Source organism: Corynebacterium sp. S7 (assembly GCF_054401105.1).
In genome coordinates, this window is the sequence record NZ_CM136760.1 from 2,305,936 (window position 1) to 2,331,684 (window position 25,749).

Genomic DNA, 25,749 nt, shown 5'->3' on the forward strand with positions numbered 1-25,749 from the left:
TGTCTCAGGTCTTGCCCCGTTGGCGGGTCACAAGCCACATTTCTAGGAGAAAAGTATGACAGTTCCAAGTATGAGAAATTTTGGTCACAAAGTCAATCGGAACGTGATGCACCACACGCCACAAACTCACAGGCCTTCGCTAGGCTGAATCCATGATCGTCTTTCTCGATATCGACGGAACCTTAGTCGACTACACCAACCACATCCCTGAATCCGCAGGTCAAGCCATTGCCACTGCCCGGAAGAACGGCCACCGCGTCTACGTGAACACCGGCCGCTCCCGGGCCGAAATCAGCGACGCCATTTGGGGGCTCGGCATCGACGGCATGATTGGCGCCAACGGTGGCTACGTCGAATCCGACGGCGAAGTGATCTTCCACAACAAGCTCCCCCGCGAATCAGTCGCCGCCTTCCGCTCCTGGTTTAAGGGGCGCGATATTGTCTACTATTTGGAGGCCAACTCGGGCTTGTATGCCTCCGATGGTTTTGAAGACGGCGCGCGCGAGGCGGTTTTCGAGTATCTCAAGCCGGAGGATCGCCACAAGTTCACCTCGGTTCTGGAGGTGTTCCACGGCATCATCGTCGGCCAAGACGAGGACCGCGACGACGTAAACAAGATCAGCTATGTGCTGAACACCCTCGAGGATTTCGAGTCCACCCGCGACAACTTCCCCGGCTTCGAGCACGGCACCTGGGGCGGTCACGAGGGCAAGAAGCTCTTCGGCGATGTCCGCCCGGAAGGCATTTCCAAGGACGTGGCCATTCACAAACTCCTTGATCACCTCGGCGAAAGCATCGAGCACACCGCAGCGTTTGGCGATGCCGTTCCCGACATCCCCATGTTCCAGGTCTGCGCCACCGGCGTGGCCATGGGCAACGCCACCGAGGAGGTCAAGGCTGCAGCCGACATCGTCGTCGCCGATGTCACCGAAAATGGTCTAGCAGAAGGTTTCGATCGTCTCGGTCTGCTGTAGTTCGACCACATCGTCACAGCTTAACGACGATTTCACGTCGATCAGTCGCTGATTGCTCGAACCACGGAAAGGTGGCAGGTGGCCTTCGTCGCGAAGTTCTCTATTGAACTGGCCATCGATGAGCACGTCGAGAAGCCCCAGCAGCTCGGCGCGTTCGTCGCGGAACTGCCTCAGGATTTCGAAGCGATATCCGGTATACGACCAGATGGTTTTTTCCGGAAATTCGCGGCGCACCCTGGTTACTAGCGGGAGGAGCCACTTCGCGCTGAGCATCGGCTCGCCGCCACACAGCGTGAGCCCCGCAACGTGTGGGTTACTCAGGTCGGTAAGGATGCGTTCTTCCAGTTCAGGGGTATATTCTTCGCCGTAGCCCTTCTTCTGCGCTGCCTTGTTGTAGCAGCCCGCACAGTTGAAAGGGCAGTAGCTGACGTAGAGCGAACAGCGCAGCCCCTCACCGTCGAGGACTTGGAAGGGTTTGTAGTCGGCGATTCTGAAGGTGTCTGTTTGGGCGAAGGTGCGGGAGCGTTCGTCGTTAAGCATGCTTGACACGGCTAGCTATCTCCTCCTGCTTGCCGGCAACCACCGGACGCTTCATGGGCGCGCCAAGATACCCGCACAGGCGGCGGATCACACTGGCCTTGGTCTCGTCGCGATTCCCACATGACGGGCACACATAGCCTTGCGCGTCGCAGGAAAACTCGCCTTCGAAGTCGCAAGCGAAGCAGGTATCCACGGGCGAATTTATGCCAAAGTACCCCACATGGTCATAGGCCTCGTCCCAAATCGCCTCGAAAGCGGCCGGATTGTCGCTGAGATTGGGTGCCTCGACGTAGTACATGAAGCCGCCTGGGGTCAGGGGCATGTACTCGGCCTCGAAATTGATCTTGGCCACCGGATTTGTGTCAAGGTAGCTGGGGAAATGGAAGGAATTCTCGTAGTAGCCGCGGTCGTTAACACCCTCGATCTCACCGAAACGGGAGCGGTCGATCTCGGCGAAACGATCACACAAACTCTCCGACGGCGTCGCATACACACTCAGATACGCATGAAAATCGGGCTGAGCTGCATCGATGCGCTTGTTAATCGCGCGAAGAATGTCCTGCGAAAGCTCGCGGCTGGTCTTCTCCGCGTGCCAGTGAGTGTTGCCGGTCAGCGCGACCATCGCGTTGTGGAGGCCAATGTAGCCAACACTTATCGACGAGGCCTTGTCCCGCGCCCCCGTGTAATAATCGCGCACGCTGGTCTTTCCCGCTGGATCCCCGAGGCCGCCCTGGGTGTACATGATTGGTGCGGAAGCCATGTCGACGTTAAGGATCCCTTCCTCGCGAATCTTCAGCGCGTGCAGCACAAGGTCGAGGGTTTCATCGAGGAGCTCGAAGAAGGCTTCTTGGTCATTTTCTGCCTGGACCGCAAGATGTGTCAGGCTAAGTGACACAACGCCGAGGTTGTTGCGCCCTAGGAGCTGATTTTGGCCGTTTTCATTGCGCCATGGATGCAGGAAGCTGCGGCACCCCATCGGTGTAATGAGTTGACCCTCCTTGATTTCGCGGATTCGCGGAGCTGCGATCATGTCCGGATAGATCCGTTTGCGCGAGCAGCGCATGGCCATTTGTTTGATGTCGTAGTTGGGGTCACCGGGGTTTTTGTTGATTCCCTCGTCGACAAAGAAGAGCAGCTTCGGGAAGATGGCAGTTTCTCCGCTCATCCCCTGTTCACGGATTTTTAGAATCGCCTTTTGGATTTCCCGGCCCAGCCAGCTCGTGGTTTGCCCGAAAGAAATGGAGGTGAAGGGGGTCTGCGCTGCCGAGGTGGTCAGGGTGTTGACCTGATACTCGAGTGCCTGCATCGCATCGTAGATATCTTTCTCAGTTTTCTTTCGCGCGGGTTCCTCAAAGTCTTCGGTGACCGCTTTGAACAATTCACGATTCTTCTCGTGGGTGCGCTCGGCATAGGGCTCCAGCAAACGGTCGATCTCGTGGACCGAGATTCCGCCGTATTGTTCCCCACTGATCGCACCGAGTAGCTGGACAATCAGCGTTGCAGCCACACCTATCGACTGCGGAGATTCAATGTGAGCGTTGCCCAGCGTGAACCCGTTGCGCAGCATGAACTCAAAATCCGGCAGAGAGCAATTGGGCATGCCTTGGTATGGGGAACGGTCGAGGTCATGGATGTGAATGAGCCCCTTGATGTGCGCCGCTCGGACCTCATCGGGAAACATGGCCAAACCCTTGGCCTTCGTCACTGTGCCCGCGACCAAATCGCGCTGGACGATGAAAGTGCGGGAATCTTTGTTGCCGTTTTCATTGCGTACTTTTGCTTCGCCTACGCGTGCGAGCTGCACCCTCGCGTCGGTACTCTGAATGAACTTTGTGCGCTTGGCCTCTGCATATTTGCGGGCTTGTTTGAGTGCGCCCGGTTCATTTTGAAGCTCTGCCTCGAGTAATTGGGAAAGCTCCGCCGCGCTCACAGCCGCTCTTCCCGCGATGCGCTGAAGGATGGACTCCGTGATCTCGTCTGTGCTCCTATTCCACGTAGTCCCCGAAACCCGTTGCACGCTTGCCAGAGCATTGCGAATGTTTGATGCCCGGAAGGCGACGATGCGCCCATCGCGCTTGAGCACTGTGCTTGGTGCGGGTGACGTGGTTGCTGCGGGCCTAGACACGGGATCTCTCCTAGTTTCCACCACCCGCTGAAGGGCAAACGGCCGGTGGAATTACATGGATGTAAATAACTCTTCTCGTAGTACCTTATTACTTTTATTGTCCCTGTAAATGGCATTCGCACGGAACATCTTGTGGCATTATTCACTCGTGATCCCACATCTTGTGCCCCTACCCCTCCTCCGGTCCCACGGCTCGACTCCGACTACGCTGAATCGCATGAGTGAAGCAGTACCTGCAAAGAATGACCGCCTCGTCTGGATCGACCTGGAAATGACCGGGCTTGATCTCAAGCGCCACGTCATCGTGGAGATCGCCGCGCTAGTCACCGACGCAAACTTGAATATTCTCGACGAAGGCGTCGACCTAGTCGTGCATGCCACCGAGGAAGAGCTTTCCGAGATGGACGACTTTGTCACCAACATGCACAACGAGAACGGACTTACGGCGCAAATCCGCGAGTCCACGGTCACCATGTCCGAAGCAGAAGAAGCGGTGCTCGCCCTCGTCGAAAAGCATTGCGACTCTGAACACCCCGCGCCGCTGGCCGGCAACTCGATCGCCACGGACCGGGCATTCTTGCGCGAGCAAATGCCGAAGCTGGATGCGGCGCTACACTACCGCATGGTGGATGTCTCTTCCATTAAGGAGCTCACGCGACGCTGGTTCCCGAAGGTGTACTTCAATCAGCCGGATAAGGGTCTGGCGCACCGAGCGCTGGCCGACATTGTGGAATCGGTTCGCGAGCTGGACTACTATCGTCGCGCCGTTTTCGTTGAGCAGCCTGGCCCTAATTCTTCGGAGGCAACGAAGGCAAAGCGCGAGGCGGAGGCCGCCTACCAGCGGTTTTTGTAAATCTGGTGTCTTGGACTAATGTTAATCGCGCTGTTGAAACACAGCGATGGTGGCTGTAGTTCAGCTGGTAGAGCACCAGGTTGTGATCCTGGGTGTCGCGGGTTCGAGCCCCGTCAGCCACCCCGATGAGATACCCCTGGCCTTGGATTTCAAGGTCAGGGGTTTTCTGCGTTTTGGGCAGATACGCAGCTACCACCAATAAGTTGGATATGTACCTTTAGTAACTGCAGATCGAAGCAATCCAAACAGAACGAGTACGAGCGCTGCAATTCCTGCGCAGATAACGAACGAAACCTGCCCCTCAGTAAGCATTGCCCCGATGACAGCGGTTGCTGCTGCAGGTGAATGTGATGTGCGCGTGAGCAACATCGCCCCTAGAGCAAGGCCGCCAGCAATGGCCGCTGCCCAAAGCGAATTACTCACCAACCCGACTCCCACTCCAACAATGGCCGATATGACTTGTCCCCCAATCACGTTTCGCGGTTGCGATAAAGGTAGGGATGGCGCACCCGCAATCAGGGCCATACTCGCTGCCATCGGTGGAATAAGCAATAAATGCCCAGATAGCTGCCCTAATGCGACGAGGGTGGTCAAAGCCACTACCGAGGTGATGGTTGCCACGAATATAGCTGCGAATGATGGACGCTGAGGAGCTTTGCTAGTCAAGCTAATACTTCGAATTGATTGCACGGCGGGTCCTTTCGACCAAACGGGAGAACGATCGTTCTCCGATTGTTTGGTAGTCTAGAGAACGATCGTTCTTATCGCAATACGTGAAGGCCAGTGATTAAACATGTCATCCCAGAATGACCTCGATAGCTTGTTGGACGCAGCCGAGAATCTCTTCTACGAGCGCGGCTATCAATCCGTTGGAATGGATACGCTTCGCGCCGCTTCTGGATTGTCACTGAAGCGCATCTATTCCCTTCTTCCCAGTAAGGAAGCAATTGCAGTCGCGATGCTTGATCGACGCGATGAACGATGGATGACCTCCCTTGCTGAGTACGTCTCCCACGAGACGCAACCAAGGGGTCGGGTACTAGCAATCTTCGACTGGCTATCAAATTGGCTCGGGGGCGAAGGACATCGCGGATGCGCTTGGATTAATGCGTTTGGAGAGCTCGGAGGAATATCACCTGCAGTTGCCGAGTCCGTGCGTCGACATAAAACACGCCTGCGAAATTATGTCGACGCTCTTGTCTCCGAAGTGGACAACTCTCCCGACGTGGCCAATGGAGTCTTTCTGCTCATCGAAGGTTGCATGGTCACAGCGGGAATCTCCGGTAATCCAGACTCCGCCAATCAAGCAAAAAATGTGGTCGACAAGCTATTAGGCCATGACTGAGAAGAAGTGGCAATCAAGCGCTTGCTTTACTAGGCGGCTGTCTTATCTCGTCGTAAAGCACGTGCCCCGACCCCAATCGACGCTGTAGCAATCAGCGCGGTAGCAACCATCACTGCCGTCATTGCAACGGGCTGCGACACTCCCGCCGAGGCGATCACGCCAACCAGCGGGGAGATCAACCCCGCGATGGCAAACTGACCAGCGCCCATGAACGCGGATGCGGATCCGGTCGCGTTCCCGGCGCGAGAAATAGCTAGCGCAGAGTTGTTGGCAAAGTTGATGCCCATCGAGGCCACCACGACGAAGAGTCCGGCAATAATGAACCACCGAGAGGCGTCGAGAAGTGCGACGATCAGCAGGTAGACCGTGGCGCCAAGCAAGACGGCATTACCGATGCGCGAAAGCTTCAATGGCGCAATCCGATTGACCAACCTGGCGTTGATGAGCGAAACGATGAACATGCCTGTGGTATTCATGGTGAAAATGAGTGAGTACTGTACCGGCGTGAATCCGTAGTACTCCTGCAAGATGAAGGGCGAGGCCGACACGTAGGCGAACATGGTTGTAAAGCTGAAAATGAAGCCGAGGGTGAAACCAACGTAGGCGCGGTCGCGCACCAGTTTTCCGATCGCAGTGCGCAGCGATTGTCCCCCACCTGTGGTGCGCTTTTCTGGGGGAAGAGTTTCGGGAACGAATCGCCAGATCAAAAAAGTGGCTAAGAGGTTGAGGCCAGCCAGGACCCAGAACACGCCTCGCCAGCCAACGCCGTCAACGATTAGGCCGCCCGCAACGGGGCCGATCACCGGCGCGATGCCGCCCATGAGCATCAACAGGGAAAATACCCGCGCAAGCTCGGGGCCTCTTGCTAGGTCGCCGGCGACGGCTCTGGCCAGCACCACCGATGCACCAGCGGAAAGTCCCATGAAAAAGCGGGCGGTAAGCAGCACCCATGCGGAAGGCGCGAGAGCACTTGCCACCGTGGCAATCACCAAGACAACAGATCCTGCGATGAAGAGTTTGCGTCGCCCTCGCGCATCAGAGGTCGGCCCGGTAATTAACTGCCCAAGCGCCATACCCGCTAAGAAAAACGTCACGGTCAATTGGGCAGCCGCTTGGCTCATCCCAAGATCTGCTCCAAGTTGCGGAAGACCAGACAAGTACATGTTGATGGATAGGGGCTCTACAGCCGAGACTAAAGCCAGCACTCCCAAGAGAACCGGCGGGATAAGTTTGGTCGGGCTTTCCTTTTTTGAAAATGATTCCTGATTCACAAAAGGTCACCCTAGCAAACTATACCCATGGGGGTATTTCCAAGTTTGGCGAACCGCGTCCGCGCCCCCATAAGTAGATTTGAAAAATCGACGAAATTGTCTAGCATTTTCCTGTGCGGGGCATGTCCTTTCCCTTGGCATGCGCCACGCATTCCTATCCATTCTCACAGAAAGAAAGTTTGACCCATGGGATTATCGTCGTTTCGTCGAGGCGTTCTTGCGACCGCTGCAGCTACCGCAATTGCAATGAGCGCAGCCACACCTGCACATGCTTCTTCGTCGGTAATAGAAACGAGCAGCAATTCAGATGCAGCTGTAGTTCTCGGAGCCGCCGCCGTCTGTGCCGCAGGAACCGGACTCGTTGCCGGAGGCGCATCAATTGTCTCGCAACTCAATATTGCGGGCCTGGGCGATCTCGCTGCAGAAGCCGACCGCAGGGTGAAAGAAGCCATCAGCGGAATTCAGCAGGACACCGGAATCTACAACGAAGAGCTGGCCCAAATGGCAGATCGAGCCTCTCAGTATGCACCCCAAGCAGCAGGTGCCATCGCCGCCACCGTGGGCTTCGGCGCATGTACGGCAATGGTTTCAAATGCCCTACTAAGCAATCAAAATGTCGAGGGCGAAGACATCATTAATTAGCTAAAACAACTCCCTTTTGCGAAGTCTTCGCAGGAAGAAGTGCAGGACAAGCACTATTTTTCAGCCCGCCACCGATTTACTGAAAGTTTGCTGTGAGGCCCTTTTCTGGCTAGTGATATGACCTAGCGCAGGAGTAGCGTTTCCAGTCATGAACTTCCTCCTTGCAGATTCGGTGAACCAGATGGCCCTCGGCGGCTCATTAATGGACCCGATGTATCTCCTCTCCGGCTCGGGACCTTTCGGAGCATTCATCTTGCCAGCAATGCTGGTCATCGTGTTCATCGAATCCGGGCTGCTCTTCCCTCTCCTCCCAGGCGATTCGCTGCTGTTCACCGGCGGCCTGCTGGCTAACCAGCCCGACGGATTCGCGCCACTGTGGCTCGTCATGGTGCTTGTCCCAATCGCTGCAATTCTGGGCGACCAAGTCGGCTACTGGCTCGGCAAGAAGTTTCACCCATACCTTGAAAAGCGCCCCGATGGACGCATTTTCAAGCGCGCCTACCTCGTTCGCACCGAGCAGTTCTTCGAAAAGTACGGCCCAGCGACCATCATTTTGTGCCGTTTCGTCCCTATCGTTCGCACCTATGCTCCGCTCGTTGCAGGTATGGCCGGTATGCGTTACCGCACCTTCCTCCCTTTCAACATCATCGGTGGCATCCTCTGGGGCGCCGGAGTCGTCGCACTCGGCGCACTTCTTGGCCAGTTCGATTTCGTCCGCAACAACATTGAGCCGATCTTCCTGCTCATCGTGTTCATCTCCATCCTTCCTGCGCTCATCGGTGTTGCACGTAGCCTCGTCGCAAAGCGCAAGCCTGATACGAAGGTCATCGAAGAGTCGCAGCCAGAGACCGCGAAGTAGTTTTCGCTTCACGACGACGCCCCTGCCGAACTTAGAACTCCAATGGGTCAAAGTTTTGAGTTTGGTAGGATTTGAGCATGTCGGTGATGGAATTATCGGAAAGCAACCAAGACTATCTCAAGGCGATATTTAGCCTTGGTGAATGGTCTGATGAACCAGTCACAACATCTGCAGTAGCCGCCCGCGTGGGAGTAAAACTCTCCACTGCCTCAGATGCAATTAAGAAACTGACTAGTCAGGGCCTGCTTGTTCACGAGCGCTACGGCGCGATCACCTTAACCGAGGAAGGCCACAGCTACGCCGTGGCCATGGTGCGTCGCCACCGCCTGATTGAAACTTTCCTCGTTGACGTTCTTGGTTATGGATGGGACCAAGTCCACGACGAGGCGGAATCGCTGGAACATTCCGCCTCTGATTTCATGATTGAACGCCTCGATGCGCTGCTTAATTATCCCAAGCGCGACCCCCACGGCGACCCAATTCCTTCTCCCGATGGCACCATCGAGTTCCCCGAGACGACCCTGCTCAGCGAGGTTGAACCAGGACGCAAAGTTCGGGTGGAGCGCGTTTCCGACGACGACCCCGAACTTCTCCAGTATGTTTTTGACCATGGGGTTCGCTGCCAAAAGGAAGTTACAGTGCAGCCTTCTGCACCGTATTCAGACACGATTACCCTTCTTGCCGAGGGCCACGACATACCTCTTACTCTGGGCCGCCAGGCCGCAAGTTCGGTCAGAGTCAGCGAGCTCAGCTAGTTAGGCACCCGGCATGAACTGAAACACGAGGATTGCAATGTTCAGCGCAATAATCAACGCTGTCACAATCCACCCCACTGCTGTAGTCCACGGCTTATTTACCGCAATGCCCATGACTGACTTTTTCGAGGTCAGCCAGATCAAAGGAATGATGGCGAAGGAAATGCCGAAGGACAAAATCACCTGACTGGTCACAAGGGCCGAGGTGGGTTCAACACCAATTGCAAGCACAATGATCGCGGGAACAATGGTGAGCACGCGACGCCAGAATGGTCGCATCGTGCTGTGGAAAAGACCGCCGATAATATCGCTGCCTGCATACGCGCCGACTGCTGTAGATGCCAGGCCCGAGGCTAATAAAGCCAGAGCGAACATGAATCCAGCTGTGTTTCCCAAAGCATTCTCAATGGCCAAATGGGCACCTTCGAGCGTGTCTGTTCCTGGCACGCCTGGAAGCACCGCAGCTGCAACCAACAACATCGCAAGATTGACCGAACCTGCGATGGCCATGGCTACGGTGACGTCAACCTTCGTTGCTCGAATCAGCTTGTTCAAGGAATGATTTTTGTCTTCCCCAAAGCGATCGCGCACCAGCGAGGAGTGCGCATAGATCGCATGCGGCATCACCGTGGCACCCAAGATACTGGCGGCAAGCACAACCGAACCGGGTCCTTCAAAGCGTGGAATTAGACCCTGAACTGCCTGAACGGGATCGGGCTTTGCAAGAAAGAGGCTATAGAAGAATCCCGCCATGATAATCAAAATGAAAGCCAGGATTGCGAACTCAAAGTGCTTCGCACCGAAACGCGTTTGCCCTTGCAGCAAAACCGTGGAAATAACACCGGTGATGATGGCGCCAATAACCAGGGGCACGTTGAACATTATGTTAAGCGCCACCGCGCCACCGATTACTTCGGCAACGTCGGTAGCAATGGCAACAAATTGCGCCTGTGCGCCGTACAGGATCCTGGCTGTGCGGTTTTTAATCCTCTGACCGAGCAGTTCCGCCAGGCTTTGACCTGTAGCAAGCCCCAATTTCGCCGACAGGTACTGCACCAGCCACGCAGCGGCATTCGCCGCGACGAGCACCCAGACTAAAAGGTAGCCATATTCTGCACCCGCAGACATATTGACGGCGACATTTCCCGGGTCAAGATAGGCCACACCAGCAACAAGAGCTGGCCCGAGGAGCCACTTGCTTTGTTTCTTTGCGGACTTGCCCGACTTTTCAGCGCTGACTGCGGACACAGAGCCACCGGAGGTTTCTTCGCTCATTCCACACCCTCCTTAATGAAACTAATATTCACAAAATTCGCAATCTCTAATATCAGAAGTTCGATGATCCGAACTTTACACCCGCATGCGGCACCCGAGTCAAGAAAGGTCAACAAAGTTAAAGAAAGTGCGCCTCGCCACACCCTGCCCGAACCCAGAATTATGCAATTCAACTTTCAATCCCTTCCCAATGAAAGGTAATTTGTGTCACAATTGAGCTCAGATTGAACGCCCGTTCACCTTCGTCTCTTCCCCAAAGGATTCCTCACAATGACGCAACTCAAGGAAGCATTTCTCGTCTCCGGTGCTCGCACACCCGTAGGAAAATACGGAGGCGCGCTGTCCTCGGTCCGCCCCGATGATCTAGCAGCTCTAACCATCAAAACCGTTGTCACCGACGCTGGCATTGACCCTTCCGTTGTCGATGAAGTCATCCTCGGCAATGCGAATGGCGCCGGCGAGGAAAACCGCAACGTTGCCCGCATGGCCTGGCTGCTTGCAGGCTTCCCCGACACCGTTCCCGGTATGACGGTCAATAGGCTTTGTGCCTCCGGCATGTCTGCAATCTCGGTGGCAGCAGCCATGATCAAAAGTGGCCAGGCGGACATCATCGTCGCTGGAGGTGTGGAGTCGATGTCGCGCGCCCCGTGGGTCGTCGAAAAGCCAAAAACTGCATTTGCGAAACCCGGTGAATCCTTTGATACCTCCATTGGTTGGCGTTTCGTCAACCCGATTTTTGCCAAGCAAGGCAACATCACGCTGAGCATGCCGGAGACCGCCGAGGAGGTTGCCCGCCAGTTCAACATCACGCGCGCGCAGGCCGACGAGTTCGCCGTCGCATCGCAGGCCAAGGCATCCGCGGCGATCGCGGCCGGCCACTTCGACTCCGAGATCGTGCCCGTGGAGGTCAGAGATCGCAAGGGCAACGTCACGCTGGTCACCACCGATGAAGGACCTCGCCCCGGCACGTCCATGGAAGGCTTAGCAAAGCTGCGTCCGGTCGTCGACGAGGTGGTCACGGCAGGCAATTCATCGGCGCTTAACGACGGGGCCTCGGCGGTCATCGTTGCCTCGGAAGAAGCCATTGAAAAATACGGGCTGAACGCACGAGCCCGGGTTGTGGCCAGCACCCAAACCGGACTTCACCCATCCATCATGGGCATGGGGCCGGTAGAGGCCAGCCGCAAGGCACTGGGGCGCGCTGGCTGGAGCATGGACGATTTGGATGCCGTGGAACTCAACGAGGCATTCGCTACCCAGTCTTTTGCGTGTATGAATGAGATGGGTGTGAACCCAGAGATCGTCAATACTTGGGGAGGTGCGATCGCGCTGGGTCATCCGCTGGGTTCTTCGGGATCCCGCATCACCCTCACCCTGCTGAACCGCATGGATAAGGGGGACTTGAAGCGCGGCCTGGCCACGATGTGTGTTGGTGTGGGCCAAGGTACCGCGCTGTTGCTGGAAAAGGTCTAACTGGGGAGAATTACATAGTCAGGCCACCAGATACCGAAAGTACCTGGCCCGTGGTGAATCCCGAGTGTGGTCCTACGAAGTAGGCCACAGCCTCGGCGATCTCCTCGGGCGTTGCGGTCCGACCCTTCGGGATGGCACGCACAGTACCGCCCATCACTTTGGCGGTCAGGCCCTCCCCCTCGAGCATGCCCCCAAGCAATCCGGTGTCGGTTGGGCCTGGGCTGACAATGTTGATGGTGATGTCTTTGCGCGCCGTCTCCCTGGCAATGGAGCGTACGAAGCCCATGAGCCCGGCGCGGGCTGCGGAGCTTGCGGCGTCGCCAAGCGTGCCGGCCTTGCCGGAATCCGAGCCGATGATCACAATCCGGCCATAGTCGCCGAAAACATTTAGGGCACCACGTACAAGATTCATTGGGCCCAACAGCTCGGTGCGAACGATCTCCTCGGACAGCTCCGGGGATTGGCGCGCGAAGAAATCTAGATCGTGCCTGTGCCCCGTGGTCACCACCAAAGTGTCAAACTGACTAATCGAGCCAAAAACTCGTTCCACCTCGGCAGCAGAGGTGGCATCGAGCTGGACCGAGTCGAACTCGTCCGGACGATGGCGGTGGTAGGTGGTGGTCACAGTGGCCTCGTCGCTAAGCAATCTGCGTGCCACCGCCGTACCGATACCTCCCGTGCCTGCGATCACCGCGTGCATCATGCTCCCGTCATTGCGTTGTGCGTTGTAATTTTGCGCCCGATCAACAGCGATTGGATGAACTCAGTGCCTTCATAGGTGTGCACGACTTCCATGTCCGTCATGTGGCGCACGACGTGGAAATCAAGCAGCAAACCGTTGCCCCCGAGCAGGTCACGGGCCTTGCGCGCCACCTCGCGGGCGCGGTCCGCGGAATGCATCTTGGCAATCGAGGCCATCGTGCCCGACCAGGAGCCTTCTTGTTGCAACTGGGCCATGCGGTGGCACATCAGCTGGATCGAGGTGACATCCGCGGCCATCGATGCCAGGGCGTTTTGCACCAACTGGGTCGCGCCGATGGGACGGCCGAACTGATCGCGATTCGCAGCATAGGTCGTCGCCGCTTCAAAACACGCAATCGCATGCCCGAGCGCCTCCCAGGATGCGCCGCCGCGGGTCGTGGCCAGCACGCGGGACACATCCTTGAAGCTTTCACAGCCCGGAAGGCGGTTCGCCTCAGGAATGCGCACATTCTCGAAGAACATGTTGGCCTGCAAAATCGCACGCTTACCGGCCTTCTTCGTGATCACCTCGTAGCTGAAACCCTCCGGACGATTGTCAGGGTCGCGGGGATCTTCGCGCTCCATGACGAAGGCCTTAACGTTGCCGTCGGCCTCATCGCGAGCAAACACGATGACATTGTGCGACATCGAACCATTACCAATCCACCGCTTCGCGCCGTTGATGATCCACTCGTCGCCCTCCCGGCGCGCACTCGTATCCAGGTTCACCGAGTCCGATCCGTGGCGAGGCTCCGTCAGCGCAAAGCACCCAATCTTCTTCAACTGCGCCATCTCGGGCAACCAGCGCTGCTTTTGCTCCTCGGAACCCAACATGTTGATCGTGCCCATGGCCAGGTTCGCCTGCACACCGAGGAAGGTGTTTATCGAGCCGTCGCCGCGCGAGAGCTCCTGAATCGCTATCCCCTGCGCCAGGCGCGACAGGCCCGGACACCCATACCCCGAAATCGCAGCACCCACAACGCCCGTTGCTGCCAACCCGTCCAACAGCTCATAGGGGAACTCGGCGCGCTCCCAGTAGACATCGATCACAGGAAGCACTTGCTTGTCGACGAACTCCCGCACGCGATCCCGGACCTGCACCACATCCTCGGGCAAGTCCTGTTCCAGCAGATAGAAGTCGGTGCCGCGTGCCGTGGTGAGTCCTTCTTTGAGCTCATCGAGGTAATCCGCGGTATCTTGTTTCCAATCAATTGGCTGCTCATGCATAGTCGTACCAGCCCTTTCCGCTTTTGCGGCCGAACTCGCCGGCCTCGTATTTCTCGGTGATCAAAGGATGTGGCTTCTCATTTTCATCGCCCGTGACCTCGTAGGTTGCCTGACGAATCAAATACGTCACGTCAATGCCGACCAGATCCATGAGCTCAAACGGCCCCATCGGGTGGCCAAGTGCCGACTTCGCCGCAGTATCAATATCCTCGACCGAGGCAATGCCTTGTTCATAAAGGTTGATCGCCTCGGTGCGAATCGCACCCATCAGCCGGTTCGCCACGAAACCCGGAATTTCCTTGTTCAGCAGCACCGGATCCTTGCCCATTGTGCGTGCAACATCCATGACAGCCTCGATGGTCTCATCAGAGGTCTTCTCGTGGCGCACCACTTCCACGGCCTTCATCACCAGCGCTGGGTTAAAGAAGTGCATGTTGCACACCTGCTCCGGGCGGTGCGTTGCATCGGCCACAAACGAAGAGCCATAGGTTGAAGAGTTCGTGGTCAAAATCGCATGAGCGGGTGCCAACTCGTCGATCTGCGCGAACACAGAACGTTTCACGTCGAGCTTTTCGGTGGCCGCCTCGATCACCAGATCAGCATCACCAACTGCGGTGGGCAAATCCGCGGTAAACGTGATCCGTGACCAGGCCGCCTCGGCCTCCTCTTCTGTCAATCGTCCCTTAGCCACGCGACCATCAAGCCAGGTACGCGTATCCTGCTCGGCCTGGGCCACCGCGTCTTCAGAGATGTCTTGCACCACAGAATCAAAACCACTGACAGCAGCAACCATCCCGATTTGGCGCCCCATCACACCCGAGCCGATCACGGCAATCTTCTTAATTTCTGCCATGATGCGCTCACTTTCCCTGGAAGTGCGGAGTGCGCTTGGACAAGAACGCATCCGCACCTTCCGCCTTGTCTTCGGTGGTGTACAGCAAGGTTTGCGCCAGGCGCTCGAGCAGCAAACCGGTGCGCTGATCGGTTTCTGCACCGTTGGTAATCACAAGTTTCGCCAACTGGATCGCCAGTGGGCCCTTGCTTAAGATCTTCTCGACGATCGCCCGCGCCTGCCCAAGCAGCTCCTCCTGGGAGTAGATCCCTGTGACCAACCCATAGTCCAGCGCTTCGGTAGCGCTTAAGATTCGGCTGGTCAAGATCATTTCCACGGTCCGACCCTTGCCCACGAGACGGGAGAGTCGCTGGGTCCCACCGGCACCGGGTAGCACTCCCAACGTGGTTTCTGGCAGGCCCACCTTGGCGTTGTCGGAAGCAATCCGGATATCGCAGCTCATGGCCAGCTCGAGGCCACCTCCCATGGCCACGCCGTTGAGCGCAGCGAGTGTGGGTTTGGGGTAGGCCTCGATCTCGTCGTACAGCTTTTGCATTGTCCCACTGAGACCGTAGGGCAAATCGTAGTGGGCCAACTGGGAGATGTCGGCGCCTGCGACGAAAGCCTTCTCCCCTGCCCCGGTGAAGATGATCGCGCCCACCTCTGGGTTCTCGCGCCAAGCATCGAGTACCTCGCGGACCTCTGCGAGTACTGTCTTCGATAGTGCATTGCGCTTGTCGGGGCGATTGATGGTGATGGTGCCGATCTGGCCATCTACCTCAGTGAGGATTGTTTCAAACGTGCTCATTAGTTACCTCCGGTGGCGCTGAATGCTCCGACGCCGGTGATGAAACGACCCAGGGTGAGCTGGTGGACTTCGTCGGTGCCCTCGTAGGTGCGCACTGATTCGAGGTTGTTGGCGTGGCGCAGTGGCGAGTAATCCAAGGAGATGCCGTTGCCGCCGAGCATGGCGCGGGCGTCGCGGGCAATCCCGATGGCAACGCGGGTGTTATCCAGCTTGCCGGTGGAGATCATCTCCGGGGTGATCCCGGTGGTGTCTTTCTTCCTGCCGATGTGATGTGCCAGGTGGTAGCCCTTATTGATGGCCACTGCCATGTCTGCAAGCTTCGCCTGGTGCAGCTGGAAATGGTTCAGCGAGGTACCAAACTGGGTGCGGTAATTGCCGTATTCTAGTGCCGCGTTGAAGGAGTCGCGGGCAGCACCCATGACACCCCAAATGATGCCGTAGCGTGCTTCATTCAGACACGAGAACGGGCCACGCAGGCCAACCGCGGTATCCAGCGGCAGCATCGCCGTGGATGGCAGGCGCACGTTGTCTAGGTGGATTTCGCACTGGATTGAGGCACGCATGGACAACTTCGGCTCGATGACCTCGGCGGAGAAGCCTGGTGTGTTGGTGGGCACCACGAAGCCGCGCACGCCGCGGCCGTCGCCGATCTCGCCAGTCTGAGCCCAAATGATGGCCACGTCGGCGATGTTAGCCAGGCCGATCCAGCGCTTGGAACCGTTGATTACCCAGTCGCCGCCCGGCTCCTGCTTCGCCACCGTGCGCATCGAGGCAGGATCGGAACCCGCGGTGGGCTCGGTCAAACCGAAGCACCCCACGGCCTCGCCTTTGGCCATCTTCGGCAACCACTCCAGGCGCTGGTCAAGCGAGCCATGCTTGTAAATTGCGCTCATGGCAAGCGAGCCCTGCACCGAGACGAAGGTGCGCAGACCCGAGTCGCCGGCTTCCAGCTCCTGGGCTGCAAGGCCATACTCCACGGCGGAGTTTCCTGGGCAGCCGAAGCCCTTCAAGTGCATTCCCAGCACGCCGAGTTTGCCCAGTTCTGGGATGATCTCGCGTGGGAAGTGTGCGTCGTTGTACCACTGTGCAATATTCGGCCGGATCTCACGATCCACGAAGCTGCGCACCTTGAGTGCAACCGCCTTCTCTTCCACGGAGAACAAGCTGTCCATCTGGGTGGTATCCACCGGCCCCCACCAGGAACCATTGCGGTTGGCCACAACAGGCGGAGCAGTGACCTGACCAGGGGTAACAGCGTTGGCGCTGCTTTCTTTTTCCTGCTTGAGTTGCTCTGCTACCTGCGCTAAGTGCTCGCGCAGCTTGAACTTCTGTGGCTTGCCGGAAGGCGTACGCGGCAAGGCGTCGCTGACCTCGAGGTACTCCGGCCAATAAGGTTTGGCAATGTTGGTGGTTTCCAGATGCGCCTTCATCTGCTCCATGGTCAGCGGTGGGCGTCCGTGTTCCATGACAACCACTGCCGCCGCGATCTCTTGGAGGCGGTCGTGTGGCATGCCCACGACCGCAACATCGGCGATATCGGGGTGCTGCACCAGGGCATTTTCCAGATCAGCCACCGGCACATTCTCGCCGCCACGAATGATAACGTCCTTGGACCTACCCGACAGGGAAACGAATCCGTCCTCGTCGATGACCGCAAGGTCGCCGGTAATAAACCAATCGCCGTCGAATTCCTCGAGAGTCTTGTCCAGCATGTTCAGATAGCCGCGGAATAGGAAGGCACCCTTGACCTGGAGATTTCCTTCGATTCCCGCTGGGAGCTCGTTGCCCTGATTATCAACAACACGGATCTCCATGCCCGGAAGTGGTTTGCCATCGGTGGTGATGATCTTTTCTACCGGATAGTCCGGGTGGCCCATGGTGGACAGGCAGCACTCGGTCATGCCCCAACCGCCGAACACGCTCATCTGCGGGAGGCGCACTTTTGCATCGGTAACAAAGCTGCGCGGAATCGGTGCTCCCATACAGCAGAAGTTCTTCAGGCTCGACAGATCGTAGTGGTCCAGGTTTTCAGCATTGAGCAGGTCATGCAGGAAAGGAGCCGCGCCCGAGGTGTGGTTGATACCGTACTTCTCCACGAGGTAGACGAAGTAATCCACGTCCCAAATATCTTGGAAGACACCGGTGGCACCAAGCATCAGTGGCAGGCTCACACCGTAAAGATAGCCGGTCAGGTGACCGAAGGTGGAGGCCATGTGGACCACGGAATCGCTGCTTAGCCCCATCTTGTCTGGCCACGGCAGCGCACCCGCGAGCACGGTGTTGTGGGTATGCATGACACCCTTCGGCTTGCCTGTGGTGCCGGAGGTGAACATGATCAAGGCAAGGTCGTTGGGATCAGGTCGCAGTGGGCTGAAGTCCGCAGGGTTTTCTTCGCGACGAATGCGCCCGATCTCCATGAAATTTTCAAATAGTTCGAAGCCCTTGCGCTGCACCTGACCGCGCACAACGATGGTCTTTTTCAGGTCCGGGAGGTCGTCGCGAAGCCTATCGACCATATCCATGTAGTTAAAGCGACGGAACGTCTCTGGGATAAACAGGACTGAGACCTTGGCGGTTTTTGCCATGTGGCCGATTTCGCGGTCGCGGTAGATCGGGATCAGCGGGTTGGTTACGGCACCAACTCGGATGATGGCGAGGTGGATGACCAACCATTCGTACCAGTTGGGAAGCTGGACACCGACGACGTCCTTGGGCTCCACTCCGATTTCCAGCAGGGCGTGAGCGACGATGTCCACATCTTCTGCAAGGCGGCTGTAGGTTTGGCGATTGTTCCGCTCGACGGTGCAGAGCTTGTCCGGGGTGGCGGCGACGGCATCGTCAAGGTAGTCGATGAGCAGGCGATTCTTCCAAACGCCGGACTCGGTGTTTCGCTGGATCTCCGCGTCGGTGAGCAGCATGTCAAAGTAAGAGCGCATTGTCCTGGGTCCTTTCAAAACTTACGAAGATAGAGCTAAAGCTTTAGATCATGGTCAGGCCGCCGGAGACAGACAGCGTCTGGCCGGTGACATAGGAGGTGTTGGGGTTAGCGAAGAAGGACACGGCATTGGCCAGATCTTCTGGCTGCGCCAGGCGACGCAGTGGAATAGACTTCTCCAGAGCAGCGCGCAGCTTCGGGTTCTCTTCGGAAATTTGTGCAAAGAGCGGAGTATCGGAGGGACCAGGGCACACGGCATTTGCAGTGACACCGTAACGGGCCAGCTCGCGGGCGAGGGTCTTGGTGAAGGCAACCACGCCACCCTTACATGCCGAGTAGACAGCCTCGCCGGAGGAGCCGACGCGGGCTGCATCGGAGCCGATGTTGATAATGGTGCCACCGCCCTGTTCCACCATCTGGCGAGCCACAGCCTGGGAGCAGTGCAACGTGCCGTACAAGTTGATGTTGATAATGCGGTCCCAAACATCGGGATCATTGTCGAGGAAGGGACCGACCTTATCCCAACCCGCATTGTTGACTAGGACATCGATTCGGCCGAACTTCTCCACGGTCTCTGCCACCATGACGTCGATGGCGGCACGGTTGGTCACGTCGACGGTGACGCCGATCGAATTGTTGCCAAGCTCGGCGGCGGTGGCTGCTGCCATTTCACCGTTCAGGTCAGCAACGACAACGGTGGCGCCGTCGTTGGCTAGACGTGTGGCAATACCTTTGCCAATACCTTGGGCGGCACCGGTGACGATGCAGATTTTGCCGTTGAGATCGGTGATTTCGATTGCGGTGCTCATTGTGTACTCCTAAGTGTGCGAAGTGGGATAGCTCAGGGGCTTGAGGGGTTTTAACGGTTTATGGTGCGAATTCGCGGCCGAGGTTTTGGCGGGCAATGATCAGCTTCATAATCTGAGCGGTGCCGTCACCGATCTGCAGGCCCAACACATCGCGTAGGCGCTGCTCAATGGGGTAATCCCGCAGGTAACCGAACTGGCCGTGGGAGAGCAGACACTGGTTAATAACGTCGTAGGCCACTTTGGGTGCCCACCACTTACACATGGCGGCTTCCTTGGTGTGCGGCTGGTCATTGTCTTTCAGCCACAGCGTCTTCTGGCATAAAACGCGAGCCGCGGTGAGCATGGTGTCCGCTTCGGCGAGCGGAAAGGACACTCCCTGGAACTTGCTGATGGGTTGATCGAAGGCTTGGCGCTGGCTGGCGTATTGCCAGGTCTCGTCGAGAGTGACCTGCGCAGAGCCAATCACTTGGAGGCCGATGAGCGCTCGCGAGAAGTCGAAGCCCTGCATCACCTGGGTAAAGGCCTGGCCTTCCTGGCCAAGCAAGTTGTCCTCAGGCACCCACACGTCTGTGAACTCCACAAAGCCACGTCCGACCGAGAGCGTGCCCATGTCGTTGGCACCGTTTCTGTTGATGCCGTCGCGGTCAAGCTCGACGATGAAGGCGCTGATTCCGCGTCCGCGACGATCCTCGGAGGTGCGCGCGAAAACCACTGTTGCACCTGCATGGAGCGCGAAAGACATCGACTTGGTGCCGTTTATGACCCAGCCGTCGTTTTCCCGGCGCGCCGTCATCGTGGGGCTTCCCGCGTCGGATCCGCCGGAGGGCTCGGAAAGACCGATGGCAACGATGTCCTCGCCGCTGGTGATCTTCGGTACCCATTTCTCGGCCACGGACTTCTTCGCGTTTCGAGCCAACACCTGGCCCACCAGCGAACCAACTACCTGCACGTAGGAGACGTTGATATCTGCGCGGGAGATCTGTTCAATAACCATGCCAGAGGTCAGTGCGCGTTCGCCGCGGCCGCCGAGTTCAACAGGTAACTCCGGTGCGATCAAGCCACGGGCACCCATTTCCTTGCGTACTTCGAGTTCAACCTTGCGTTCGGCTTCGCGCTTGCGCAGGTCAGGGGCGATCTGTTCGCTTAAGGCGGCAGCGGAGTCGATAAAGCCTTGCATTGCCGCATCAATGGTGAAATCCATGAACTGTGTCTCCCCTAGTGAGCCGCTACTTTGGAGGCAAAGTCAGGTGCGCGCTTTTCAGCGAAAGCGTTTGCGCCTTCCATTCCCTCTTCGGATACTGCGTAGAGATCCAGCGCCGACATCGCCATGTTGGACAGGCCCGCTTGGTGGTCGGTATCTGCGTTGAAGGACTGCTTGAGGAAGCGAATAGCTGTCGGTGACTTTTCTGCAATCTCGTCGGCCCAGGCCATCGCCTCGTCGAGAAGCTTCTCTGGCTCAACGATCTCGTTGACTAAGCCCCAGCTCATGGCCTTTTCTGCGTCGTACTGGCGGCAGAGGTACCAGATTTCGCGGGCGCGCTTCTCGCCGACGATGCGTGCGAGGTAGGCGGAGCCGAAACCGGCATCGAAGGAACCAACTTTAGGGCCCGACTGGCCAAAGCGTGCGGTGGACGACGCGATGGTGAGATCACACAGCACTTGCAGGACGTGTCCACCGCCGATGGCGATACCGTTGACCGCGGCGATGACGGGCTTTGGAATATCGCGAATGGTCTTGTGCAGCAGGCCGATTTCGAAAAGCCCAGATTCGCTCGGGCCGTAATCACCGGTCTCGGCGCGCTGCTTGACATCGCCGCCGGAACAGAATGCCTTCTCGCCTGCACCGGTCAGAATCACGGCTTGCACACCGCGATCTGCCCAGGCCAGCTTGAAGGCCTTGATCAATTCCTCGACGGTCTGCGCACGGAATGCGTTGTAGCGCTCTGGGCGGTTAATAGTGATAATCGCGGCCGCGTTGCGACGCTCATAAAGGATGTCTTCAAACTGCTGTGCGCTCATGGTAATTGATTCCTTCATTGTGTCGAGGCGTGTGGTTTTTAAGCGTTGTTGATCAGGTCGGCGTAGGTTTCGTGGTGTTCCGGCTTGATGGCGCCGGCCAGGGTGATAGAGAGTTGCGTTGCGACGAATTCCTCAAAAGACATCCGCTCGGAGAAATACCAGTGCTTTAATGCCCAGGCCTGCGCAATGATGAGCAGGTCATAAGAAAAGACTCGGGCATTCATCTCGCGGAACAGGCCCGCATCAATTGCAGCCTGGGTAGCTTGGAGCATCGGCTGGCCGGTCTGCAGCTCGAGGGACTTGACTTGCCCTTGACCTTCTCGGTCGAGGATGTAGGTCTCGCGGTAGGTCAGCAGGGTGGCGCGGCGGTTGTCGCGGATCAATTCGGCGTAGGCCGTAAAAGCGGCGGCGACTCGTCGCACTGGGTCCTGCACGGGTTCGATGGCACGAGGGATTTCGTAGGCCATTTCATCGAGCACGCCGACGATAACAGCCTTGACCAGCGCTTCCTTGTTCTCGTAGTAGCGGTAGATCAATCCGACGGACATCCCGACTTCATCGGCGATGGCTTTCATAGACACTCGATGCGAGCCACTTTGCTGCATGAGTTTTGCAGCAGCGTCGAGGATCTGCCGGGTGCGCACATCCTGTCTAGCGGAGCGCGCCTCTTTGTCGGCGTCTAATTTCGATGCCAGTTGAGCGGGTGTGGAGGGTGCCATGAAAAGCCTTTCCAGCGAAGATTCGCAAAGGGTGAAACCGTTCGTGTGAATGTGTATTCATTTTGAATGAACGCTCATTCACTGCGATTGACACTATCCTGCCACCAATGTGTTTGCAATCACTTTTTAGAAAATAATTTGAAGTGGATCACATTTAAGTAGCCATGGACCCTAGGCGGAGAAAACGCAAAACCACTCGGCAGAGTTGGAAAAACTGCTCTACACAAGTGGTTTTGGTAAGTGGGTTAGCCTAGCTCGTCATCTCCGCCAGATAACGCTCGCTTTTCGCCTGGCCGTCCAAGTCCGTCATCGCGCCGGTGACCAGGAATTCATCGGCGCCTGTATACGCAGCCATGTCTGCAAGCTGTGCGCGCACCGATGCGGGCGTGCCATAGATGCTCATGGCGAGTCCTTCGTCGACACGGTTTTGTTGACGCTCGGTGAGCTGCACGGACGCAGCATCCGGGTCCATCGCATCGAAAGCGCCGGTAGACCGCGAGAGCACCTCGGCGACAATCTGCGGCATGAGCAAATCTCGCGCCTGCTCCTCGGAATCTGCAACGGCAATATTGGCCGAAATAATTACCTGACCTGCGGGATGTTGCTCACGATAGCTCTCCAAATAGGGATGTTTCGGCTCGGCCCGGTCGAACAGGCTCGGCCCGCCCACGATCACATTTATTCCAAGCTCAGCTGCCGTGATAATTGACTTAAATCCTGCCAGCAGCCACACCGGCGTGGCCCCATTATTGGCCGGTCGCGCGGTGATGTCGGCGGTGCCGTTCAAGAATGCGAGAAGCTCTTGGAGCTGACCTGGAAATTGCTGCTTCAGCTCCGTCGGGTCACCTTGGCGCAGCGCCTCGCGCACGGGTGCCGTAAACCCAACCGAATTACCAATGCCGGCATCGATGCGCCCAGGGAAAAGAGCCTCCAAAACGCCGATCTGCTCCGCGGCCACCAAAGGTTGGTGCGCCGGCAGCATAATTCCGCCAGTGCCCACGCGTATCGACGAGGTGTTGGCCGCCACCGCTGCCGCCAGTACCGTCGGCGCCGATCCTGGGATGCCAGGCACGCCGTGGTGTTCAGCAACAAGAATGCGCTGAAATCCCAGCTCCTGGACCTGTTGTGCGTGTGCAATCACTCGGCGCAGCGGATCCGCGTCGGACTCTCCGCGAATGGTCTGTGCGCGGTCAAGGACGGAAAAGCGCATCGTGTCTACCTAGTACGCAGACCCGGTTTCCGCGTTTCCTTTCTTCCACGTCTCCCAATCAATGTTCCAATAACCGAGGCCGTCAGAGCCGGACAACGTATCTCCCGTGGTGTTCTTCACGGTGATCGGATCGCCGCGCTTGACGTTTTCCTGGAACCACTGTGCATCAGCAACCGTCATGTTGATGCAGCCATGAGACTGATTGTATTTACCCAGCGCGCCCTCCGCCCACGGTGCGCCGTGGACATAGATTCCAGAGTAAGACATTTGGGTCGCGTACTTCACGGGGGTGACATAGCCACCTTCTGAAGGTGAGTACCCAAAGGTGTTTGAGTCCATCACCAGCGACTCATGAGAATCTCCGATCACGTAGATTCCGTTGGGCGTGGACCACCGACCTCCATCGGTACCAAGAGACACTGGAATGGTGCGCAGAAGCTCGCCGTTGCGATAGACCTGCATGGTCTTTGTAGCATCATCCACAATTCCTTCCACCTTGTCGCCGATGGTGAAGTTTGTGGCGTTGTCGTCGGATCCGTAAAGACCGTTGCCCATGTCCAGGCCGTACAAGTTGGCCTGGACGCTAACTGACGTTCCCGGCTCCCAGAATTCCGCTGGACGCCAGCGCAATTCATAAGGGTCAATCCAGTAGAAACCGCCCTCGGTGTTATTGGATGTCTCCACCGTGATCGCCTTCTCCACCGCTTCGCGGTCATTTGGCGCCGTGGTGAAGCGGAAGGTGATTGCCTGGCCTACGCCTACCGTTGATTCAGCCAAAGGCCCCAACGCAACACCCGTCGTAGTACTCGGGGTGGGAGTGGCAAAAGTAGTGGTGGTGGTATTTCCGTTCACGTCCGTAGCTTCCACGGAGTATTCACGGTTGTACCCCAGCACCTCCGTGGTGGTCCACTGAGTCTTGTCAGCGTTGAATTCCGCTTCGACGACCTTGCCATCCTGGTTGGTCATCTCCACCGACTGAAGCTCCGATGCCGAGCTGACCGTCACAGGAACCGATGGATCAACCTTCGTTGCTCCGTCCTGCACGGATACCACTGGGGTTTCACTTTGGGCTTCTTTGCGTGCAGCCGCCGGTGACACGTCAGACATATTGCCTGTATCAATCGTGCATGCAGTCAGCCCTCCGAAGAGTCCCACGGTTGTTACTAAAGCAAGAAAAGTTCTCGCACCGACTTTAAATTTCACTACATCCCTTGCCACTTCACAAGATTTCCACTCCAGCGGTTACTGGCGCTTATCGTAGCCAGCCTATGCCCGATTGTTTTGATGGCATAGGCAAAACACCCTTTGTTATCACTTTGTATCCAATACGTTGTTCTTTTATAGACACTCTGAAAAACCCCGTATAACCAGGCGATTTTACCTAGTTAAACAAACGGTGTTATATTATTTCTCGTTGCAAAGACAGCAACAAGGAAAACAAAATAAGCGCCATTAGCTCAGTTGGTAGAGCAGCTGACTCTTAATCAGCGGGTCTGGGGTTCGAGTCCCTGATGGCGCACAAAAGGCCAGGTCAAAGGTAGTTTTACTTTTGGTCTGGCCGTTTTTCGTTTCAAAGTGGCAAAGTAATGGCAATGAATTACGGGCGGCCAATCGAACACGCTTCCCCACCCGGGTCGTCCAGGGCCAGCACGTCCAGGCGGCCGGGCGCTCTTACAAGGAACCGGCCGCCGGGCGCGTAGCGACGAGGTGGCGGCCAATGTTTCACAGGGAACCAATAACCCTTTTGACCTGCGAAAACACGGGGCGCTAGAATCGCCTATAAGCGTTTCAGGTAGGCAACCATACGCCCCCGGTTCCTTAATCGCCTTAAAACGGCTTGTAGCGGTTCACTTTTCGACATGCTCTTACGAGGATCCCCCAGGGCGGCGCGTAGCGAGCACGTCCAGGCGGGCGGGCGCTCTTGCGAGGAACAGGGCGGCCACGTCCAGGGCGCGTAGCGAGCACAAGGAACCCGCCGGGGGAAGTCGCATAGCGCGTAGCGAGCACGTCCAGGCGGGCGGGCGCTCTTGCGAGGAACCGGCCACGTCCCCCAGGGCGAGCACGTCCAGGCGGCGCGTAGCGACGAGGTGGCGGCGGGGCGCTCCTGCGAGCACGTCCACGAGGAATCCGTCAGGGCGGCCGTAGAACGATCAAGGGGCCACAAACAAACAAGACTTCAACCCGGCAACCACAACACGCCAAACAGGCTTCCAGGCCACGAAAACACCGGAAGCCAAACCACGATAATCCCAGCACAACACGGGGAGAGAGAGGACGAATGGCAAGATGAACGGGGCGGGGTTCCTCCGGCATATGGTCTAATATTTTCGGCGGGCG

23 protein-coding genes, 2 tRNA genes and 1 pseudogene are annotated in these 25,749 nt (G+C 57.3%); 9 read left to right on the forward strand and 17 right to left on the reverse strand.

The window, feature by feature from the left end:
• Positions 1-152 precede the first annotated feature (152 nt).
• Positions 153-974 carry a Cof-type HAD-IIB family hydrolase gene (locus ACXZ66_RS10955; protein WP_458748781.1) on the forward strand — a complete coding sequence of 274 codons (822 nt, stop codon included), beginning with the start codon at positions 153-155 and terminating at the stop codon, positions 972-974.
• On the opposite strand, the gene nrdG is transcribed toward ACXZ66_RS10955, so the two are convergent.
• Together nrdG and nrdD are read right to left on the reverse strand one after the other, a co-directional pair.
• Positions 939-1,514, reverse strand: a complete 576-nt coding sequence (nrdG, locus tag ACXZ66_RS10960) for an anaerobic ribonucleoside-triphosphate reductase activating protein (protein WP_458751370.1) — start codon at positions 1,512-1,514, stop codon at positions 939-941. The two genes, ACXZ66_RS10955 and nrdG, sit on opposite strands and share 36 nt — an antisense overlap.
• The gene (nrdD, locus tag ACXZ66_RS10965) at positions 1,507-3,639 is read right to left on the reverse strand and encodes an anaerobic ribonucleoside-triphosphate reductase (RefSeq protein WP_458748782.1); all 2,133 of its coding nucleotides are present in this window, start codon (positions 3,637-3,639) and stop codon (positions 1,507-1,509) included. Before nrdD ends, nrdG begins: the two co-directional genes overlap by 8 nt.
• 217 nt (positions 3,640-3,856) lie before the next feature.
• Between nrdD and orn the strand changes: the two genes are divergently transcribed.
• Positions 3,857-4,492, forward strand: coding sequence for an oligoribonuclease (gene orn / locus ACXZ66_RS10970; RefSeq protein WP_458748783.1), 636 nt, complete (start codon positions 3,857-3,859; stop codon positions 4,490-4,492).
• Between the two features lie 49 nt (positions 4,493-4,541).
• A tRNA-His gene (locus ACXZ66_RS10975) sits at positions 4,542-4,614 on the forward strand.
• A gap of 67 nt (positions 4,615-4,681) precedes the next feature.
• Here the strand turns inward: ACXZ66_RS10975 and ACXZ66_RS10980 are convergent.
• Positions 4,682-5,182 (reverse strand): HPP family protein, encoded by a 501-nt coding sequence (locus ACXZ66_RS10980; RefSeq protein WP_458748784.1) that lies wholly within the window; start codon positions 5,180-5,182, stop codon positions 4,682-4,684.
• A gap of 103 nt (positions 5,183-5,285) precedes the next feature.
• Between ACXZ66_RS10980 and ACXZ66_RS10985 the strand changes: the two genes are divergently transcribed.
• Positions 5,286-5,837, forward strand: a complete 552-nt coding sequence (locus ACXZ66_RS10985; protein ID WP_458748785.1) for a TetR/AcrR family transcriptional regulator — start codon at positions 5,286-5,288, stop codon at positions 5,835-5,837.
• A gap of 29 nt (positions 5,838-5,866) precedes the next feature.
• Here ACXZ66_RS10985 and ACXZ66_RS10990 read toward each other — a convergent pair whose 3' ends face one another.
• A complete protein-coding gene (locus ACXZ66_RS10990) occupies positions 5,867-7,108 on the reverse strand; it encodes a multidrug effflux MFS transporter (RefSeq protein ID WP_458748786.1) in 1,242 nt (413 codons plus the stop codon).
• Positions 7,109-7,294: 186 nt separating this feature from the next.
• Here ACXZ66_RS10990 and ACXZ66_RS10995 point away from each other — a divergent pair, with 186 nt between their 5' ends.
• From ACXZ66_RS10995 to ACXZ66_RS11005, 3 genes are all read left to right on the forward strand, one after another.
• On the forward strand, positions 7,295-7,750 hold the full coding sequence (locus tag ACXZ66_RS10995) for a hypothetical protein (RefSeq protein ID WP_458748787.1): 456 nt from the start codon (positions 7,295-7,297) through the stop codon (positions 7,748-7,750).
• A gap of 148 nt (positions 7,751-7,898) precedes the next feature.
• Complete coding sequence (locus tag ACXZ66_RS11000; protein ID WP_458748788.1) at positions 7,899-8,609, forward strand: DedA family protein; 711 nt, start codon at positions 7,899-7,901, stop codon at positions 8,607-8,609.
• Positions 8,610-8,686: 77 nt separating this feature from the next.
• The gene (locus ACXZ66_RS11005) at positions 8,687-9,364 is read left to right on the forward strand and encodes a metal-dependent transcriptional regulator (protein ID WP_458748789.1); all 678 of its coding nucleotides are present in this window, start codon (positions 8,687-8,689) and stop codon (positions 9,362-9,364) included.
• Here the strand turns inward: ACXZ66_RS11005 and ACXZ66_RS11010 are convergent, their stop codons facing one another.
• Complete coding sequence (locus tag ACXZ66_RS11010) at positions 9,365-10,639, reverse strand: Nramp family divalent metal transporter (RefSeq protein WP_458748790.1); 1,275 nt, start codon at positions 10,637-10,639, stop codon at positions 9,365-9,367.
• A 270-nt stretch (positions 10,640-10,909) separates the two neighbouring features.
• Here ACXZ66_RS11010 and ACXZ66_RS11015 point away from each other — a divergent pair, with 270 nt between their 5' ends.
• Entirely contained in the window at positions 10,910-12,112 is a 1,203-nt protein-coding gene (locus ACXZ66_RS11015) for a thiolase family protein (RefSeq protein WP_458748791.1), read from the forward strand.
• Positions 12,113-12,122: 10 nt separating this feature from the next.
• Here the strand turns inward: ACXZ66_RS11015 and ACXZ66_RS11020 are convergent, their stop codons facing one another.
• The 12 genes and pseudogenes from ACXZ66_RS11020 to ACXZ66_RS11075 form a co-directional block, all read right to left on the reverse strand.
• Positions 12,123-12,815, reverse strand: coding sequence for an SDR family NAD(P)-dependent oxidoreductase (locus ACXZ66_RS11020; protein WP_458748792.1), 693 nt, complete (start codon positions 12,813-12,815; stop codon positions 12,123-12,125).
• Complete coding sequence (locus ACXZ66_RS11025) at positions 12,812-14,080, reverse strand: acyl-CoA dehydrogenase family protein (protein WP_458748794.1); 1,269 nt, start codon at positions 14,078-14,080, stop codon at positions 12,812-12,814. The genes ACXZ66_RS11020 and ACXZ66_RS11025 overlap by 4 nt, the downstream gene beginning before the upstream one ends.
• Positions 14,073-14,933, reverse strand: a complete 861-nt coding sequence (locus ACXZ66_RS11030) for a 3-hydroxyacyl-CoA dehydrogenase family protein (protein ID WP_458748795.1) — start codon at positions 14,931-14,933, stop codon at positions 14,073-14,075. The genes ACXZ66_RS11025 and ACXZ66_RS11030 overlap by 8 nt, the downstream gene beginning before the upstream one ends.
• A 7-nt stretch (positions 14,934-14,940) precedes the next feature.
• Positions 14,941-15,720, reverse strand: a complete 780-nt coding sequence (locus ACXZ66_RS11035) for an enoyl-CoA hydratase/isomerase family protein (protein WP_458748796.1) — start codon at positions 15,718-15,720, stop codon at positions 14,941-14,943.
• A complete protein-coding gene (locus ACXZ66_RS11040) occupies positions 15,720-16,892 on the reverse strand; it encodes an acyl-CoA dehydrogenase family protein (RefSeq protein ID WP_458751372.1) in 1,173 nt (390 codons plus the stop codon). Before ACXZ66_RS11040 ends, ACXZ66_RS11035 begins: the two co-directional genes overlap by 1 nt.
• A gap of 174 nt (positions 16,893-17,066) precedes the next feature.
• Positions 17,067-18,656 (reverse strand): annotated as a pseudogene (locus tag ACXZ66_RS11045) (AMP-binding protein); the annotation flags it as partial.
• Positions 18,657-18,699: 43 nt separating this feature from the next.
• On the reverse strand, positions 18,700-19,464 hold the full coding sequence (locus ACXZ66_RS11050) for an SDR family NAD(P)-dependent oxidoreductase (protein WP_458748797.1): 765 nt from the start codon (positions 19,462-19,464) through the stop codon (positions 18,700-18,702).
• Positions 19,465-19,522: 58 nt separating this feature from the next.
• Positions 19,523-20,665 (reverse strand): acyl-CoA dehydrogenase family protein, encoded by a 1,143-nt coding sequence (locus tag ACXZ66_RS11055; RefSeq protein WP_458748798.1) that lies wholly within the window; start codon positions 20,663-20,665, stop codon positions 19,523-19,525.
• 14 nt (positions 20,666-20,679) lie between these two features.
• Positions 20,680-21,483, reverse strand: a complete 804-nt coding sequence (locus tag ACXZ66_RS11060) for an enoyl-CoA hydratase-related protein (protein ID WP_458748799.1) — start codon at positions 21,481-21,483, stop codon at positions 20,680-20,682.
• Positions 21,484-21,521: 38 nt separating this feature from the next.
• Entirely contained in the window at positions 21,522-22,202 is a 681-nt protein-coding gene (locus tag ACXZ66_RS11065) for a TetR/AcrR family transcriptional regulator (protein WP_458748800.1), read from the reverse strand.
• 250 nt (positions 22,203-22,452) lie between these two features.
• Positions 22,453-23,412, reverse strand: a complete 960-nt coding sequence (locus tag ACXZ66_RS11070) for an MsnO8 family LLM class oxidoreductase (RefSeq protein WP_458748801.1) — start codon at positions 23,410-23,412, stop codon at positions 22,453-22,455.
• A gap of 9 nt (positions 23,413-23,421) precedes the next feature.
• A complete protein-coding gene (locus ACXZ66_RS11075; protein WP_458748802.1) occupies positions 23,422-24,519 on the reverse strand; it encodes a L,D-transpeptidase in 1,098 nt (365 codons plus the stop codon).
• Positions 24,520-24,858: 339 nt separating this feature from the next.
• On the opposite strand from ACXZ66_RS11075, the gene ACXZ66_RS11080 reads away from it, so the two are divergent.
• A tRNA-Lys gene (locus ACXZ66_RS11080) sits at positions 24,859-24,931 on the forward strand.
• Positions 24,932-25,749 lie beyond the last annotated feature (818 nt).

Coding starts and splice junctions, on each gene's coding strand:
- ACXZ66_RS10955 (WP_458748781.1), top strand. CDS start 153: ATGATCGTCTTTCTCGATATCGACGGAACCTTAGTCGACTACACCAAC.
- nrdG (WP_458751370.1), bottom strand. CDS start 1,514: ATGCTTAACGACGAACGCTCCCGCACCTTCGCCCAAACAGACACCTTC.
- orn (WP_458748783.1), top strand. CDS start 3,857: ATGAGTGAAGCAGTACCTGCAAAGAATGACCGCCTCGTCTGGATCGAC.
- ACXZ66_RS10985 (WP_458748785.1), top strand. CDS start 5,286: ATGTCATCCCAGAATGACCTCGATAGCTTGTTGGACGCAGCCGAGAAT.
- ACXZ66_RS10995 (WP_458748787.1), top strand. CDS start 7,295: ATGGGATTATCGTCGTTTCGTCGAGGCGTTCTTGCGACCGCTGCAGCT.
- ACXZ66_RS11000 (WP_458748788.1), top strand. CDS start 7,899: ATGAACTTCCTCCTTGCAGATTCGGTGAACCAGATGGCCCTCGGCGGC.
- ACXZ66_RS11005 (WP_458748789.1), top strand. CDS start 8,687: ATGTCGGTGATGGAATTATCGGAAAGCAACCAAGACTATCTCAAGGCG.
- ACXZ66_RS11010 (WP_458748790.1), bottom strand. CDS start 10,639: ATGAGCGAAGAAACCTCCGGTGGCTCTGTGTCCGCAGTCAGCGCTGAA.
- ACXZ66_RS11015 (WP_458748791.1), top strand. CDS start 10,910: ATGACGCAACTCAAGGAAGCATTTCTCGTCTCCGGTGCTCGCACACCC.
- ACXZ66_RS11020 (WP_458748792.1), bottom strand. CDS start 12,815: ATGATGCACGCGGTGATCGCAGGCACGGGAGGTATCGGTACGGCGGTG.
- ACXZ66_RS11025 (WP_458748794.1), bottom strand. CDS start 14,080: ATGCATGAGCAGCCAATTGATTGGAAACAAGATACCGCGGATTACCTC.
- ACXZ66_RS11030 (WP_458748795.1), bottom strand. CDS start 14,933: ATGGCAGAAATTAAGAAGATTGCCGTGATCGGCTCGGGTGTGATGGGG.
- ACXZ66_RS11035 (WP_458748796.1), bottom strand. CDS start 15,720: ATGAGCACGTTTGAAACAATCCTCACTGAGGTAGATGGCCAGATCGGC.
- ACXZ66_RS11040 (WP_458751372.1), bottom strand. CDS start 16,892: ATGGACAGCTTGTTCTCCGTGGAAGAGAAGGCGGTTGCACTCAAGGTG.
- ACXZ66_RS11050 (WP_458748797.1), bottom strand. CDS start 19,464: ATGAGCACCGCAATCGAAATCACCGATCTCAACGGCAAAATCTGCATC.
- ACXZ66_RS11055 (WP_458748798.1), bottom strand. CDS start 20,665: ATGGATTTCACCATTGATGCGGCAATGCAAGGCTTTATCGACTCCGCT.
- ACXZ66_RS11060 (WP_458748799.1), bottom strand. CDS start 21,483: ATGAGCGCACAGCAGTTTGAAGACATCCTTTATGAGCGTCGCAACGCG.
- ACXZ66_RS11065 (WP_458748800.1), bottom strand. CDS start 22,202: ATGGCACCCTCCACACCCGCTCAACTGGCATCGAAATTAGACGCCGAC.
- ACXZ66_RS11070 (WP_458748801.1), bottom strand. CDS start 23,412: ATGCGCTTTTCCGTCCTTGACCGCGCACAGACCATTCGCGGAGAGTCC.
- ACXZ66_RS11075 (WP_458748802.1), bottom strand. CDS start 24,519: ATGTCTGACGTGTCACCGGCGGCTGCACGCAAAGAAGCCCAAAGTGAA.